The organism is Microbispora oryzae (assembly GCF_017896165.1).
Lineage (GTDB): Bacteria > Actinomycetota > Actinomycetes > Streptosporangiales > Streptosporangiaceae > Microbispora > Microbispora oryzae.
On sequence record NZ_JAFCNB010000005.1, the window covers coordinates 20,627 to 35,761 of the forward strand.

A 15,135-nucleotide genomic window follows, 5' to 3' on the forward strand; every position below is an offset into this window, starting at 1 on the left:
CTCGTTCACCGGCTCTCGTCGTGTCGTCCAGTGGCCGTCCGCCAGGCGGCGGCCACCCGCACGGCGTCGGCGTTCGGCCTCACCGTGTGCACCCGTACGCACCACGCGCCCGCCGCGGCGGCCAGCGCGGTGACGGCCACGGTCGCGTCGTCGCTCCCGCCGAACGGCCGGGGCGTGCCGTCCGGTCCGGCGAGCAGGCGGCCGAGGAAACGCTTGCGCGACGCCCCGACGAGCAACGGCCGCCCGAGGCCGTCGAGCGCGCCGATTCCGGCCAGCAGCGCCCAGTTGTGCTCGGCGTGCTTGGAGAACCCGAGCCCGGGATCGAGCACGATCTGCTCCTCCCGCACCCCTTCGGCGAGGACGGAGTCGACGCGCTTGCGCAACTCCTCGCTCACCTCGGTCACCACGTCGGCGTAGATGGCCCGGCTGTCCATGTCGCTGCTGTGCCCGCGCCAGTGCATGACGACGTACGGCACGCCCGAGGCGGCCACGACCCGCGGCATGACAGGATCGGCCAGGCCGCCGCTCACGTCGTTGACGAGCCGGGCACCGGCCTCGACGGCGGCCTCGGCCACCTCGGCGCGCATCGTGTCGACGCTGACCGTGACGCCCTCCTGGGCCAGCGAGCGGATCACCGGGACGACCCGGCGCAGCTCCTCTTCCAGGGAGACCCGCGCGGCCCCCGGACGGGTCGACTCCCCGCCCACGTCGACGATGTCGGCGCCCTCGGCCACCAGGGCGAGACCGTGCCGTACGGCGTCGTCGGGGTCGAACCACTGCCCGCCGTCGGAGAACGAGTCGGGAGTGACGTTGACCACGCCCATGACCAGGCATCGCCCGGGCTGCGGCATCCCGGGGACGTTCCGTGTGGTCATTCCCCCTCCTCGCCCGCGGCTCGTCGGCGGATGACGGCGGTCAGTGTGTCTATCGGCCCACTCGTTTCGATCGATGCAGTCAAGCCTAGGGGCTGGCGGGCCGCGATCGGCCCCGAGGGGTGTGCCCGTGTGATAACGATCGCAGGCCCCGCCCCGCCGTGCTCCCCAGCTCAGCCACGGAGGATGAGCGCCATCGCCTCGGCCCGGGTGGCCTCGCTCGTCCGGAAGTCGCCGCGGACCGCCGAAGTGATCGTCTTGGCTCCCGGCTTGCGCACTCCCCGCATGGTCATGCACATGTGCTCGGCCTCGATGACGACGATCACCCCGCGCGGTTCGAGCACCCGCATGAGGCCGTCGGCGATCTGGGAGGTCATCCGCTCCTGCACCTGCGGGCGGCGGGCGTAGACCTCCACCAGCCTGGCCAGCTTGGACAGGCCGGTGATCTGCCCCTTGTCGTTCGGGGTGTAGCCGATGTGCGCGACGCCGTGGAACGGCAGCAGGTGGTGCTCACAGGTGGACATCACCTCGATGTCCCTGACCAGCACCATCTCGTCGTGGTCGGAGTCGAACATCGTGGTGAGCGCGTCTTCGGGTCGCTGCCCGAGGCCCGCGAACTGCTCGGCGAACGAACGGGCCACCCGAGCGGGCGTGTCCCGGAGCCCGTCGCGATCGGGATCTTCCCCGATCGCGACGAGGATCTCACGGACGGCCTTCTCGATCCGGTCGTGGTCGAAGCCGGGGGGCGGCAGAGCCACGGGTCAGGCCTCGTCCCGCTGGGTCGCCTGGTCGTTCAGCCACGGAGCGGGCGCGTTGCCCGCGGGCAGCGCGGAGCCGTTGCCGTTCGCCCGCTCCTTCGGCGTGATCACCGGGGGCCGGTCGGACGGGAGGCGCTTGCCGTAGCCGGCGTAGGACGGCCGCTTCTCCTTGGGGACGACCGGCGAGAAGATCTGCAGGACCTGCTCGCGAGAGAGCGTCTCCTTCTCCATCAGCTCCAGCACCAGGTTGTCGAGGACGTCCCGGTACTGGACCAGGATCTCCCACGCCTGATCGTGCGCGCTCTCGATGAGACGGCGCACCTCCTCGTCGATCGCCGAGGCGATCTGCTCCGAGTAGTCGCGCTCGTGGCCCATCTCACGGCCGAGGAAGACCTCGCCGTTGCCGCTGCCGAACTTGCGGGCGCCGAGCCGCTCGCTCATGCCGTACTCGGTGACCATCCGCCGGGCGATCGACGTGGCCTTCTCGATGTCGTTGGACGCTCCGGTGGTGGGCTCGTGGAAGACGAGCTCCTCCGCCGTCCGGCCGCCGAGCAGCATGGCGAGCTGGTCCATCATCTCCGACCTGGTCGCGAGGAACTTGTCCTCCATCGGCAGCGTCATCGTGTATCCGAGGGCGCGGCCACGCGACAGGATCGTGATCTTGTGGACCGGGTCGGAGTTGGGCAGCGCGTGGGCCACCAGGGCGTGTCCGCCCTCGTGGTACGCGATGATCTTCTTCTCCTGGTCCGACATGACCCGGGACTTGCGCTCGGGACCGGCCATCACGCGGTCGATGGACTCCTCAAGGGTGCTCATCGTGATGAGCTTCTGGTCCTGGCGGGCAGTCAGCAGGGCCGCCTCGTTGATCACGTTCGCCAGGTCGGCGCCGGTGAAGCCGGGCGTGCGGCGCGCGATCACGTCGAGGTCGACGTCCTGGGCGAAGGGCTTGCCCCGGCCGTGGACCCGCAGGATGCCCTTGCGGCCCTCGAGGTCCGGGCGGTCGATGACGACCTGCCGGTCGAACCGTCCGGGACGCAGCAGGGCGGGGTCGAGGATGTCGGGCCGGTTGGTCGCGGCGATGAGGATCACGCCGCCCTTCACGTCGAAGCCGTCCATCTCGACGAGGAGCTGGTTGAGGGTCTGCTCGCGCTCGTCGTGGCCGCCGCCGAGACCCGCGCCGCGGTGCCGTCCGACGGCGTCGATCTCGTCGATGAAGATGATCGCCGGGGCGTTGGCCTTGGCCTGCTCGAACAGGTCGCGGACCCGGGAGGCGCCGACGCCGACGAACATCTCGACGAAGTCGGAACCGGAGATCGAGTAGAACGGCACGCCGGCCTCACCCGCGACCGCCCTGGCGAGCAGCGTCTTGCCGGTGCCGGGCGGGCCGTACAGGAGGACGCCCTTGGGGATCTTGGCGCCGATGGCCTGGAACTTGGCCGGGGCCTGCAGGAACTCCTTGATCTCCTGGAGCTCCTCGATGGCCTCGTCCGCGCCCGCGACGTCGGCGAACGTCGTCTTGGGGGTGTCCTTGGTGATCAGCTTGGCCCGGGACTTCCCGAAGTTCATCACCCGGGAGCCGCCGCCCTGCATCTGGTTCATGATGAACAGGAAGAGCAGGACGATGATGATCACTGGAAGGAAGCTGATCAGGAGGCTGACCAGGAAGTTCTCCTTGGGCACCTCGACCGTCCAGCCCTTTTCCGGCTGGGCCGTCTGAAGCGCCTGGGTCAGCTGGACGCCCTGCCCCTCGACCCAGGGGGCCTGGATCCGGTCGACGCGCTTGCCGCCCACGTCGATCGGGGTCTTGAGGGTGACCTGGACCCGCTGGTCCTTGTCGACCACGGTCGCGCTTCTGACGTTGTGCTGCTGGATCTGCTGCACAACGGTGGAGGTGTCGGCGGTCGCGTAGTCACCGCCCCCGCCGAGCATCGAGCTGACGAGCAGGAGTAGCAATACGATGCCCAGGATCCACAGCAGTGGGCCACGTGTAAATCGCTTGAGATCCATCCGTTGCGGAACCCCGGCGGGCCCGTCCCTTCCTGACCAAGGCCTACCCCGGGAAATCCCGGGGTCGCGGCATCCCTTACCGCTCCTTCTGTCCACCCGCGACGTGCCGCCCGGCGGCCTGCCACGGATATCCGAAGGTACACCCGGCGGCCGCGTGGGGTAACTGCCCGCGCGGCTCCGGCTTTGCCCTTCCAACGTACGTCAGCCAATGACGTGTTCCCGGAGCAGGGATCAAATAACGTGCGTCCTACGGGCCACTTCGCTTAGGGCTTACTTCCTCCGGCTTACTCGCCCCCGTACACATGGGGCGCGAGGGTCCCGATGAACGGGAGATTCCGGTACCGCTCCGCGTAATCGAGGCCGAACCCGATGACGAACTCGTTGGGAATGTCGAATCCGACGTACCGGACATCCATCGGGACCTTCAGGGCGTCGGGCTTGCGCAGGAGCGTGCAGATCTCCACGCTCGCCGGATTCCGCGACCTGAGGTTGTTCAACAGCCACGAGAGCGTCAGCCCCGAGTCGATGATGTCCTCGACGACCAGCACATGACGTCCCTCGATGTCGGTGTCGAGGTCCTTCAGCACCCGGACGACGCCGGACGACTTGGTCCCCGCGCCGTAGGACGACACGGCCATCCAGTCCATCTGCACCGGAATGTGCAGTGCCCTGGCGAGGTCGGCCATGACCATGACGGCGCCCTTGAGGACGCCCACGATCAACAGCTCGTGGCCCGCGTAGTCAACGTCGATCTGACCCGCGAGCTCCTTTACCTTCGCCTGGAGGTCTTCTTCCGGGATGAGGACGCTGGCGAGGTCCCTGCCCATGTCGGCTGCATCCACCTGGGGTTTTCCTTACGAGAGTGAGGCATTGTCGACGGCGAGTATCAGGGTGCCACAGCGCCTGACGGCACCCACCCCCCCGGGTAGGCGCACGGCCTTCTGCCCCCGCCAGGCCGTGACCAGCCGGTCGACCGCCTCGATGTGCACGGCGGCGACCGCCGACGCCGGGGCGCCCGCCTCGATCGCCGCGCGCTGGATCACCCGGCGCCGGACGGCGGCCGGCAGATCCGCCAGGACGGCGACCTCCAGCTCGCCCCGCGGCCCGCGCGCCTTGGCGTGGACCTCCTCCGCCCACCGGTCCAGGGCGTCCGCGTCGTCGCGGCACAGCCGCGCCGTACGGGCGAGGGCCTCGGCCACCCCCGGCCCCAGCGCCGCCTCCAGCGCCGGCAGTGCGTCGAGCCTGACCCGCACCCTGCCGTACGCCGGGTCGGCGTTGTGTGGATCATCCCAGGGCCGCAGGCCGAGGGCTGCGCACGCCTCCCGCGTCCTGGCCCGGCCGAGCTCCAGCAGAGGCCGCCGGTAGAGGCCGGAAACCTGCGGCATGCCCGACAGCGACCTGGTGCCGCTGCCCCTGGCCAGCCGCAGGAGCACGGTCTCCGCCTGGTCGTCGAGGGTGTGGCCGAGCAGCACGGCGGCCGCGCCGAGCCGTTCACCGGCCTCGGACAGTGCCCCGTAGCGGGCGTCGCGGGCCGCCGCCTCCGGGCCGCCGGCCCGGCCCACCGTGACCGCGAGAGCCTCGGCCGGGTCGAGGCCGAGCGACGGCGCGAGCCGTACGAGCTCGGCGGCCCGCGCGGCGGAGCCCTCCTGCAGCCGGTGGTCGACGGTCAGCAGGCCGGCGCGCAGCCCCATCCGGGGGACCGTGAAGCCGGTGGCCGCGGCCAGCGCCAGCGAGTCGGCCCCGCCGCTGCACGCCACCAGGACCAGCGCTCCGGGCGCCAGGTCGGCGAGGCACAGCCGTACGGCACGTCGGACGTCTGCGACGGCGGGATGCGGGCCCATGCAGCCATTGTGTCCACTCCGCACGGGTGCCCGCGCCCGGTCGGCGGACCGGTCAGTGAGCCGATCAGGCGGTGGCGAGGACGCGTGACATCCAGGCGTTCGGGTCGGCGATCTCCTGCCGGTCGGGCAGCGTCTCGGGCGAGGTCCAGACGCGGTTGAACGCGTCCATCCCGGCCTCCTCGACCACGGTGCGCACGAACCTGGACCCCTCGGCGTACTGCTTCATCTTGAGCTCGATGCCGAGCAGCCGCCGGATGAGCTGGTCCATCCGGGAGCCCCCCTCGCGGCGGCGCTGGAACTTGGCCCTGATGTCGGCCACCGACGGGACCACCGAGGGCCCCACGGCGTCCATGACGTAGTCGCCGTGCCCCTCGACCAGGGTCATCACCGCCGTCACCCGATCGAGGACGGCCTTCTGCTCGGGCGTCTGGATCGCCTCGATCAGGTTGCCCTCGCCGCCCCTGAAGGCGTCGGCCACCGCGTCGGAGGCGGCGCGCAGCCGTTCGAGCAGGGTGGTGAGGTCTATCTCCGAGGCGAGCAGGAACTCGGTCATCTGCCCGCGGACGTACTCGCGCAGCCAGGGCACCCCGGTGAACTGCACCCGGTGGGTCTCCTCGTGCAGGCAGACCCAGAGGCGGAAGTCGCGGGCGTCGACGCCGAGCTCCCGCTCAGCGTGGACGATGTTGGGCGCGACGAGCGTGAGGCGCCCGGTCGGCGCGGCGCCCGAGGGGTCGGGCGGGAGGAACAGCTCATACTGCCCCAGCACCCGGGAGGCGAGGAACGCCAGCACGGCGCCCACCTCGATGCCGGTGATGCGTGAGCCCACCGCGCCGACGACGGCCGGCATCGTCGACGCCGCCGACATCTTCTCGGTCAGGGGCTCCAGGACCACGCGGAACCCGTCCACGTTGGCCCGGATCCAACCCGGCCGGTCGACCACCGTGGCGGCCTCCGGCGTGGCCGAGTCGATCCGGGTGAACTCCCGCACGTGCCCCTCGGCGTCCCTGGACAGCCGCCGGAGCTCCGCGACGGCCTGCCGGGCCTCCTCGCGGGTCACCTGCGGCCCGGGGCGCACGAGCCGGACACCGGTAGCGACGGCCAACTCCCAGTCGATCACCTGCATACCCACCACCGTACGTTCTGCCCGCTCGCGCCGCGCGCGTGGACGCATCCGGCCGGCACGGTCAGCTCTGCGAGACGATCGTGGCCATCTTGTCCAGCGCGGCGACCGCCCCCGGCGGGTTGGTCACGTCGTTCGCCATGAAGGCGAACGAGAGCAGCCGCCCGTCGGGCGTGTACGCGATTCCGGCAAGGGTGTTCACGCCCGAGAGAGTGCCCGTCTTGGCGCGCACCAATCCGGCCGCGGCCCGCGAATCGGCCCTGCCGTACCGGCCGTGCAGGGTCCCGGTGAAGCCGGCGACCGGCAGACCGCTGATCAGCGAGTGCAACTCGGGATGCGCGGGCGACGAGGCGACCGCCAGGAGGCGGGCCAGCGCCGTGGGGGTGATGTGGTTGCGGGTGGACAGGCCGCTGCCGTCGTGGATCTCGATTCCCTGGTCGGCCCCCAGGCGGGTCAGCACCCGGTGGACGGCCGCCACCTCGCCCTCGAAGGTGTGCGGCAGCCCCTCGGCGATCGCGACCTGGCGGGACATCGCCTCGGCGAGGTCGTTGTCGCTGAGCGTGAGCATCCGCTCGACCAGCGCGTAGAGCGGCGGCGACTCGACCCGCGCCAGTTCTGCGGCCCCGGCCCGCGCCCGGCCCGCCCGCACCCCCGCGCCGACCTTGATCCCGTTCTTCTTGAGCAGGGCGGCGAAGGCGTCCGCGGTGGCCTTGGGCGGGTCGGCGTACCTCGGTCCGGCGGGCGACCTGCCCTCGTCCATGGTGAGCGCGGTGACCGGGGCCGCGCTGCCCTCCGGGATGTAGGTCGGCTTCCAGCCGGGCGCCGTGACCGGCCCGGAGAAAAGGGAGGAGTCGTACGACAGGTCCACCGAGGTGACGCCCGCCGCCTTGAGCGCCTTCGCCGTACGGGAGGCGAGCTGCGCCAGCGAGGCGGGCCGCGGGTAGACGTCACTGGCCGACCATTCAGAACCGCCCACGGAGGTGGGCCCGGCGAGCGTGGGATCGCCACCGCCGACCAGGACGATCGACCCCGGGGCCGCGCCCCGCACCACCGTCGTGGCGAGCCGCCGATCCGGGCCGGCCGAGGCCAGCGCGGCCACCGCGGTGACGACCTTGGTGGTCGACGCCGGCCGCAGCGCGGTGGACGCGCCGCCGTCGAACAGGACCGTCCCGGTCCTGGCGTCCATGACCACGCCGGCGGCCCGGCCGCCGAGTGCCGGGTCCCCCATGGCACCGCGGAGCCGCGTGGTCAAAGTACCCTTGGCGGGGAGAGCCCCGTCCTCCGCCGCGGCCAGCACCGGACCCGCGGTGACCAGGGGAGTCGGGGTGGGTTTCGGAGACGCGATCGGGGTCGGCGTCCCTGGCACGCCGTGCGTGATCAGATAGCCGGCCGCCAGGACGACGAAGATCTGCAGCAGGGCGAGGGTGGCCACCGCCGTCCACCGCTCACGTCGCACCACGACACCCTCATTTCGCGCCGACCGGAACACGCTTACGAGACATTAACGCCAGCCCGGGAGACCGGGGGCTTGAGCGGAGGAACCAGTGGAGTTCGACGTCGTCGTTGAGATTCCCAAGGGGCAACGGAACAAGTACGAAGTGGACCACAAGACCGGCCGCATCCGCCTGGACCGCCTGCTCTTCACCTCGACTCAATACCCCGCCGACTACGGTTTCATCGAGGACACCCTCGGTGAGGACGGGGACCCGCTCGACGCGCTCGTCCTGCTCCAGGAGCCGACCTTCCCCGGGTGCCTGATCAAGTGCCGGGCGGTCGGGATGTTCCGGATGACCGACGAGAAGGGCGGCGACGACAAGGTGCTGTGCGTGCCCGCCACCGATCCGCGGATGGAACACATCCAGGACATCCACCACGTCGGGGAGTTCGACCGGCTGGAGATCCAGCACTTCTTCGAGGTCTACAAGGACCTCGAGCCCGGCAAGTCCGTGGAGGGGGCCAACTGGGTGGGCCGTACGGAGGCCGAAGCGGAGATCGTCGCCTCGATCAAGCGGTTCGAGGAGGAGGAAGGTCAGGAGCACTGACCTATCCGGGCCGGGTGGCGCCCACGAGATCACGCCGGTAGATCGGCGAGATGCGCACCACGTCCCCCGTCTGGGGGGCGTGGACCATCAGTCCCCGGCCGATGTAGATGCCCACGTGGTGAATGGTGCCGGGATTGCGGCTCAACCGGCCGTAGAAGAGGAGATCGCCGGAGCGCAACTGTTTCAGGGAGACGTGCCGCCCGGCGCTCCACTGGGTGCCGGTCCAGTGGTCGAGTGACACCCCCGCCCGCTGCCAGGCCCGCATGGTGAGCCCCGAGCAGTCGAATCCGGAGGGGCCCGCCGCGGCCCACACGTAGGGTTTCCCGAGCTGTTTCAGCGCCCATTCCGCCGCCATGCCGCCCCGTCCCGCGCCCAGCCGACCGGCCCACGACGGTATGGCGATGCTTTTTCGGCGGACCACGGCCCGGCTCCCGGACTTCCCCTGTCTGGAGAGCCGGAACTCCTCCCTGGCCCTGCGGAGCCGGTCGACCTTGGACCGCGCGGCGTCGAGCCGCCGGGAGATCTCCTGTTTGTCCTGTTCCATCTGCTGTGTCCGCGACTGCTGCTCCTGGACCGCCCTCTCGGCGGCCTCCTTGGCCAGACGCACCTGTTCCGCGGTGCGCGACTGCTCCGCGTACGCCTGTGACGCCTGGGTCCGGAGGATGTCGTAGACCCTCTGGGCGTCCCGCAGCTGTTCGAGCGACGCCGCCTGTTCCTCGCCCAGCTGGGCGAACAGGCTCGCCCTGTTCAGGAATCCCGGGACATCGCCCCAGCCGGCCATCACGGCCCCCATGGCCGGCGACAGCGACATCTCTCCGGTCGCGGCCCGCGCGGCGATCGACGCCCGCATCCGCTGGAAGACGTCCCCGGCCTGCGCCGACCGCTCGTTGGCCCGCTCGTAGGCGTCCTGCGCGTTCCGCAGCCGTACCAGCTCGCCGTTGTACGCCTCGACGAGCCGCTCCGCGTCGGTGGCCAGGTTTTCCTGCCGCGCCTGAGCCACGGCGAGATCCGCCTCGGCCTTGCCCAGCTCGCGCGCCTGGTCCCGGGCCTGTTCCCGGGCCTTGGCGACGTCTTTGACCGACGGCCCCCGATCAGCCCCGGCCGGGACGCCCAGGGTCAGGATGAGACCCGACCCGAGCCCGGCGACCAGGCCCGATGCTCTGAGGAGTGTCATTCCTACCCCTTCCTTGCTCCACTCCCCTCACTTCCCGCCGATCACTCAGCGTACACATTTAAGATACGGACAGTAATCAGTTGTATGTGGTAGATCGCCCGTTTTCGGGTGATCCGCCCGCCCGGCGGTCCCCGGCGTCGTCGCGGGGGTCACGGGCACTCGGGGAGTCGCCCGGCCACCCGTCATGGGCCGGGCCGCGCGGCTCTCCCGCGCCGCGCTCCGTCGCTCCGTGCTCCCCCGCTCCGCGATCCGCCGCCCGGTCGCCCGTGGCGGCCCGATCAGCGGTGTCGCGCCGTCCCGTGGACGGCTTTCCGGTAGGCGGCTGTCCCGTAGATCGCTGTCCGGTGGCACGCCCCGCGGTCCCGCCGTTCACCGGGCCGGGGGTGGTGGGGTGACGCGGATAGCCGTGCCGCCGGAGGGCCGCGTCGGCGGAACGGCCGGACGCGTGGTCGTCCGTCCGAGCGCGATCGTGGTCGCGGGGCGTCTCGCCCCGCCTCGCCGGACGGTTTCCGGCGGGCCCGCCGCGCCCGGGGGCGGACGGGCTCCGCGGCGGCGCGGAGGCGTTCGGAGCGGGGGACGGCACCGGCGACGGACAGTCGTGGCCCGGCTGGGGATGATGCTGGTGATCGCGCCCGGGAGAGCCACCGGGACGCGGATGCCACGACCAGTGCGCGGGAGGCGGCCCCGGACGCGGGGGGCGGCCCGGCCAGTGCGCGGGCGGCGGGCCGCCCGCGTGCCCGTCGCCGGGCGGGCTGATCGTGACGGTCGGCACGGAGGTCGGCTCGTCGTCGTCCCCCGGGGACGGCGGCATGGGCGTCGGCCCGGAGGTCCCGGCGGTCGGCCGGGGCGAGGCACTGGACGGCGGATGGGTGACCGGCGCGCGGCTGGGCGTGGGCGGAGGCGCCGGGCGCGGCAGCGGAACCGGCCCCGCCGGGACGACCGGGATCACAGGCTCGGCCACATCACGCGACACGGGGGAACTGCCCGTGGCGCCGGCACCCGACCCCTTCCCGTCGGAGTTTTCCGCGTTTCCGGCGTCTCCCGCGCTCTCCGCGTTTCCGGGGGCCGGCGTCACGCCGGGGGTGACGCCGGCGCCGGAGCTCGGCACCCATCGGGGCGATATCGCCGCGATGTCGTCGCGGCCGTCGGCGAACTGGGCGAAGACCAGCGCGATCGCCGCCACGGTCGCGACGGCGGCCACCGTTCCCGCGATGGCCTGCGCCAGCCGGCCCTCCTGGCGGATGCACCGGGCCCGGGGGTAGCCCGCGGCGTCGAGGGAGCCGACCCGCTTGGCGACGAAGCGCCGATAGGGCACCAGCTCCGGATCGATGAACGCGCTCAGCACCCGGACCCGCAGCGTCTCCGGCAGGGCCACCTGGGGCAGCAGCGAGAAGACCTTGGCCGGCGAGACCTGCCTCATCCGGTGGCGCGAGCAGGTCTCGCAACGGATCAGGTGCTTGCGGAGCCGCTCACGCTGCGCCCGGGTGAGCCCATCCGGAGACTCGCCGACGGTGGCGCCGACCCACTCGCACTCCCGTGCGCTGCCGCGGGCGACGAGCTCGACGGTGATCGCCTCGCGCAGGCGGTCGGTCGCCGCCTGGAGCAGGGCGTCCGTGTGACGCTGCCCGGCGCCGACAACGGCGGCCAGCTCCGCCGGGGACATGTCATGACGGGCGGACAGCTCAAGGAGCTCGCGGTCGTCCACGGACAGGCTCGCCACGGCGCTCCGCGCGACCGAGCGCAGGTCCGCCTCGGCCCCGCTGTCGGGGGCGCCGCCGAACCCGCCGCCAGGACCGGACGGATCCGCGGAAAGGATCGGGAACCCGGCGGGCGGGGTGTCGGCCCGAGCCGGCCCCCCGTCGTCCGGCGGCCGGGCACCCCCGGCGGCCGGGGCGTCACCGGAGACGGAGACCGGCGCCGTACGGCGGCGCAGACACTCCCCCCGCGCCAGCGCGTACAGCCAGGTGCGGAACCCGTCGCGGTCCGCGAGCGAGCCGACGAGCGCCTCCGCCGCGATCAGCGTGTCGCGCAGCGCGACCTGCGCGGCGTCCGGGCCGGGAAGCATGACCCGGCAGTATCGGTAGATGTTCTCCGCATAGGTGTCATAGAGCGCGGCCAGAGCTCCCGGATCACGAGCGCGCAACGCCTCTGCCAGGACACCATCGTTCATATAACTGAGCGTAAATGCTTGGTAACTACCCGCTCTACCGATTCTCGCGAACTCGCGTGACTACGTCGACGACATTTGGCATTTGCCCGCGCAGGCATCTGACCGCATTTTCCGCTCTTTTCGGGATTTATTCGGCGAGGGCCGTCAGTGGCGTTCCCGTGTCACGAGCCCGGCCTCGGCACAGCCCTCCACGAGCGCCTCCAGGCCGAAAGCGTCGACCGGCCCGAGGGCGCCCGTGCCCCGCACTCCGCGGGTCAGGGCGGTCGTCGCCGCCCAGGCCAGAAGGCGTGCCGTGAAGTCGTACGGGTCGCCGCCCTCCAGTTCGACGACGGCCAGCGGCCGGCCGTTCTCGTCGTACACCTCGGCCACGATCCGCGACCGCACGCCGGGCCCGGCGGTGGCGCCGCCGCGTCCGGTACGGATCACCCGATCGGCGAGCGCGTCCGCCGCGCGCCGGGCCCCGGGCACCGCGGCGATCAGGGGAGCCGCCCGGGCGACGACGGCGGCGGGCCGCGTCAACGGGCCGAGCCAGCCGAAGTAGACGTTGATCTCGCGCAGCCCGGGGTGAACGGGCGGGAGCGTGAAGTGCTCGGACGCGCCCATCGACAGCCCGCGCCGCCGGCGGCCGCCGACCAGGAAGAGCCGCGTACGGGTTCGGTCGCGGACGATGCGGCCCTGGCGGAAGCCGTACGACGGCTCGAGGACGGCGCCGATGGCGGAGGCGCGCGTCCCCGCGCTCAGCCGGCGGGCCATCCGGCCCCGCACGAAGTAGCCCACGTCGACGCGGGCGGCCGCCGGCCCAGCCTTGGCCAGGGCCAGCGCGGCGGCCAGGTTGCCGGGCACGCAGTCGTACCCGAAAGCGGTGAGAAGCGCCCCGCCCCGGGCGGCGGCGGCCGGGCCGTAACGCTGGAAGATCCGCTTGATGAAGGCGGGCTCCCCCGCGCTGTCGAGGTAGACGGCCCCGGCCTCGACCGCGGCGGCGACCGCGGCCTCACCCAGCCGCAGGAACGGCCCGACGGTCGTGACCAGCACGTCTCCCGGTTGGACGATCCTCCGCAGCGAGGCGGGGCGGCTCGCGTCGCCCACCGCGGTGGGTGGAACGGCCTCAGGAGCGCCCTCAGGAGCGCCGCCACCCGGGGTGCCGCCGCCCGGCGCGCCGTACAGGCCGGCCGCCAGCGCGTCGAGCCTGCCCTGGTCGCGGCCGACCAGCAGCGGCCTGGCTCCCCGGCGGACCAGCGCCTCGGCCGTGAGCCGGCCGGTGAAGCCGGTGGCCCCGAAGAGCACGATCCTGGAGGTCGTCATGCGGTTACGGTAAACCTCCCCCACCTTCCCCCACGGCCGGCGGTCGGCGACCGTGGCGCGGCCCCCGCTCCGCTCACTGACTGCGGTCGGCGATGGGCGAGTAGCCGCGGTCCTTCGCGAAGGGCTCGGTCGTCGGCATGACCGTGTGCGCCGGAGCCGCCCCTGCGGCGACCAGGTCCATGTACGGCGCGGCGGTCGTGCCCCATGTGCGGGCCATCACGTCGGTCTTGGCCACGGCGGCGGTCACCCCGTCGACCGTGATGACGAAGCGGCGCGGAGCCTCGCTGCCGATGTCGTTCACGTACGCCGAGCCGCCGCCGACCAGCTTGCCCGCCGCGTCGCGCAGCAGCGCGGTCACCACCACGCCGCCCGCCCGCTTGCGGAACGGGTCGCCGACGTGGCCGGTGACGAGATAGGAGTTACCGGACAGGTGGTCGGTCCGCACGTCGGAAACCGGGAACCGCAGGAATGCGGACGGGATCCGGGAGATCGGCCGCCAGGTGGCCGGTCGATAGTCGATCTTCACGCGGACCGGCTGCTGCTCCGCCGTCACCTGGCCGGCGAAGGCCAGCGGCCGTCCGGGCGGCACCGCGTCGAGCGGCTGCTCCAGGTGGACGACCTCCTTGCCCCTGGCGTCGAGCGCGCTGACGACGGCGACCGCGTTCTCGCCGAAATGCCAGCGGTTGGGGTTGTCCAGCAGACCGGCCCAGCTCACCAGATAGCCGGCTCCCGACCGTACGATCGAGGAGACCTGTTCCTTCAGGGCGAGCGGCCGGGTGTCCTGCCGCTCGCCGTCGCTCGCGCACCCGGCCACCACCGTCGCGGCGATGGCCAGGGCGATCGTCATTCGGCAACGTCGCGTCACTTAGCCGTCATAACCCCTGAATAGGACGGCGATCCCTCGGACACGCGCGGCCCGGACGTTATCTTTACCGGCCCTCACCTAATTTTCCCGCCTTGTTCCCACCCCGAGGCCGGTGATCGAATGGCCGTACGGCTCTGTCAACCGGCATTCCCCAACAGGAGATCAGCCCCGTGACCGATTACGGCACCCCGCCACCGCCCCGGATCGACGCCGATGTCCCGCATTCGGCCCGGATGTGGAATTACTGGGTCGGCGGAAAGGACCACTACGCCATCGACCGGGAGATCGGCGACAAGATCGTCGAGGTGTTTCCCGACATCATCGAGGTGGCCCGTCAGTCCAGGGCGTTCCTCGCCCGCGCGGTCACGTACCTGACCCGCGATGCGGGCGTCCGGCAGTTCCTCGACATCGGCACCGGACTGCCCACCCACAACAACACGCACGAGGTCGCGCAGCGGATCGCGCCGGAGGCCCGTGTGGTCTATGTGGACAACGACCCACTGGTGCTCGTCCACGCCGAAGCCCTGCTCACCAGCACCCCGGAGGGCGCCACCGCCTACATCGACGCCGACGTCCGCGACCCGGACCGGATCCTCGCCGAGGCCGCCCGGACGCTCGACTTCAGCCGGCCGATCGGCCTCATGATGCTCGGCATCATGGGCAACGTGGTCGACAACGACCAGGCGTACGGGATCATGAGCACGCTGCTCGCGGCCCTGCCGTCCGGCAGTTACATGGCCCTCAACGACGGCACCAGCGTCGTCCACGGCGACGCGCGGGAGGAGGCCATCCAGGTCTGGGACGAACGGGGCGGCGCGCCCTACACCTCCCGGACCCCCGCCCAGATCGAGCGCTTCTTCGACGGCCTCGACCTGCTGGACCCCGGTGTCGTGTCCGTGTCGCGGTGGCGGCCCGAGGACAGCGCCTGGGGCATCCCGAAGGAGGTCGACGCCTTCTGCGGGCTGGGCCGCAAGCCCTGACGCG

Annotated in this window: 13 protein-coding genes; 2 read left to right on the top strand and 11 right to left on the bottom strand. The window is 71.9% G+C overall.

Features of this window, described 5'->3' with window-relative positions:
- Positions 1-5: 5 nt before the first annotated feature.
- The 7 genes from folP to dacB form a co-directional block, all read right to left on the bottom strand.
- Positions 6-875: a dihydropteroate synthase gene (gene folP / locus JOL79_RS10770; protein ID WP_230984632.1), complete on the bottom strand. Its 870-nt coding sequence runs from the start codon at positions 873-875 to the stop codon at positions 6-8.
- Positions 876-1,045: 170 nt separating this feature from the next.
- Positions 1,046-1,630 (bottom strand): GTP cyclohydrolase I FolE, encoded by a 585-nt coding sequence (gene folE, locus JOL79_RS10775; protein ID WP_210155610.1) that lies wholly within the window; start codon positions 1,628-1,630, stop codon positions 1,046-1,048.
- Between the two features lie 3 nt (positions 1,631-1,633).
- Positions 1,634-3,637: an ATP-dependent zinc metalloprotease FtsH gene (ftsH, locus tag JOL79_RS10780; protein ID WP_210155611.1), complete on the bottom strand. Its 2,004-nt coding sequence runs from the start codon at positions 3,635-3,637 to the stop codon at positions 1,634-1,636.
- A gap of 284 nt (positions 3,638-3,921) precedes the next feature.
- Positions 3,922-4,479 carry a hypoxanthine phosphoribosyltransferase gene (gene hpt / locus JOL79_RS10785; protein ID WP_307848480.1) on the bottom strand — a complete coding sequence of 186 codons (558 nt, stop codon included), beginning with the start codon at positions 4,477-4,479 and terminating at the stop codon, positions 3,922-3,924.
- 12 nt (positions 4,480-4,491) lie between these two features.
- Positions 4,492-5,478 (bottom strand): tRNA lysidine(34) synthetase TilS, encoded by a 987-nt coding sequence (tilS, locus tag JOL79_RS10790; RefSeq protein WP_210155612.1) that lies wholly within the window; start codon positions 5,476-5,478, stop codon positions 4,492-4,494.
- A 64-nt stretch (positions 5,479-5,542) separates the two neighbouring features.
- Positions 5,543-6,601 carry an Rv3626c family coenzyme F420 biosynthesis-associated protein gene (locus tag JOL79_RS10795; RefSeq protein ID WP_210155613.1) on the bottom strand — a complete coding sequence of 353 codons (1,059 nt, stop codon included), beginning with the start codon at positions 6,599-6,601 and terminating at the stop codon, positions 5,543-5,545.
- Between the two features lie 61 nt (positions 6,602-6,662).
- Positions 6,663-8,057: a D-alanyl-D-alanine carboxypeptidase/D-alanyl-D-alanine endopeptidase gene (gene dacB, locus JOL79_RS10800; protein WP_307848481.1), complete on the bottom strand. Its 1,395-nt coding sequence runs from the start codon at positions 8,055-8,057 to the stop codon at positions 6,663-6,665.
- A gap of 85 nt (positions 8,058-8,142) precedes the next feature.
- On the opposite strand from dacB, the gene JOL79_RS10805 reads away from it, so the two are divergent.
- Positions 8,143-8,640 (top strand): inorganic diphosphatase, encoded by a 498-nt coding sequence (locus JOL79_RS10805; RefSeq protein WP_210155614.1) that lies wholly within the window; start codon positions 8,143-8,145, stop codon positions 8,638-8,640.
- Between the two features lies 1 nt (position 8,641).
- Here the strand turns inward: JOL79_RS10805 and JOL79_RS10810 are convergent, their stop codons facing one another.
- The 4 genes from JOL79_RS10810 to JOL79_RS10825 form a co-directional block, all read right to left on the bottom strand.
- Positions 8,642-9,814: a C40 family peptidase gene (locus JOL79_RS10810; protein WP_210155615.1), complete on the bottom strand. Its 1,173-nt coding sequence runs from the start codon at positions 9,812-9,814 to the stop codon at positions 8,642-8,644.
- 76 nt (positions 9,815-9,890) lie between these two features.
- Entirely contained in the window at positions 9,891-11,984 is a 2,094-nt protein-coding gene (locus JOL79_RS10815; RefSeq protein WP_210155616.1) for a sigma-70 family RNA polymerase sigma factor, read from the bottom strand.
- Between the two features lie 144 nt (positions 11,985-12,128).
- Complete coding sequence (locus JOL79_RS10820) at positions 12,129-13,286, bottom strand: saccharopine dehydrogenase NADP-binding domain-containing protein (protein ID WP_210155617.1); 1,158 nt, start codon at positions 13,284-13,286, stop codon at positions 12,129-12,131.
- A gap of 73 nt (positions 13,287-13,359) precedes the next feature.
- Positions 13,360-14,133, bottom strand: a complete 774-nt coding sequence (locus JOL79_RS10825; protein ID WP_210155618.1) for a hypothetical protein — start codon at positions 14,131-14,133, stop codon at positions 13,360-13,362.
- Positions 14,134-14,321: 188 nt separating this feature from the next.
- On the opposite strand from JOL79_RS10825, the gene JOL79_RS10830 reads away from it, so the two are divergent.
- Positions 14,322-15,131: an SAM-dependent methyltransferase gene (locus JOL79_RS10830; protein WP_307848482.1), complete on the top strand. Its 810-nt coding sequence runs from the start codon at positions 14,322-14,324 to the stop codon at positions 15,129-15,131.
- The last annotated feature ends 4 nt before the right edge of the window (positions 15,132-15,135 follow it).

Excerpts from the sequence above, each read along its gene's own strand:
- folP (WP_230984632.1), bottom strand. The coding sequence starts at position 875 with ATGACCACACGGAACGTCCCCGGGATGCCGCAGCCCGGGCGATGCCTG.
- ftsH (WP_210155611.1), bottom strand. The coding sequence starts at position 3,637 with ATGGATCTCAAGCGATTTACACGTGGCCCACTGCTGTGGATCCTGGGC.
- tilS (WP_210155612.1), bottom strand. The coding sequence starts at position 5,478 with ATGGGCCCGCATCCCGCCGTCGCAGACGTCCGACGTGCCGTACGGCTG.
- JOL79_RS10795 (WP_210155613.1), bottom strand. The coding sequence starts at position 6,601 with ATGCAGGTGATCGACTGGGAGTTGGCCGTCGCTACCGGTGTCCGGCTC.
- JOL79_RS10810 (WP_210155615.1), bottom strand. The coding sequence starts at position 9,814 with ATGACACTCCTCAGAGCATCGGGCCTGGTCGCCGGGCTCGGGTCGGGT.
- JOL79_RS10815 (WP_210155616.1), bottom strand. The coding sequence starts at position 11,984 with ATGAACGATGGTGTCCTGGCAGAGGCGTTGCGCGCTCGTGATCCGGGA.
- JOL79_RS10820 (WP_210155617.1), bottom strand. The coding sequence starts at position 13,286 with ATGACGACCTCCAGGATCGTGCTCTTCGGGGCCACCGGCTTCACCGGC.
- JOL79_RS10825 (WP_210155618.1), bottom strand. The coding sequence starts at position 14,133 with ATGACGATCGCCCTGGCCATCGCCGCGACGGTGGTGGCCGGGTGCGCG.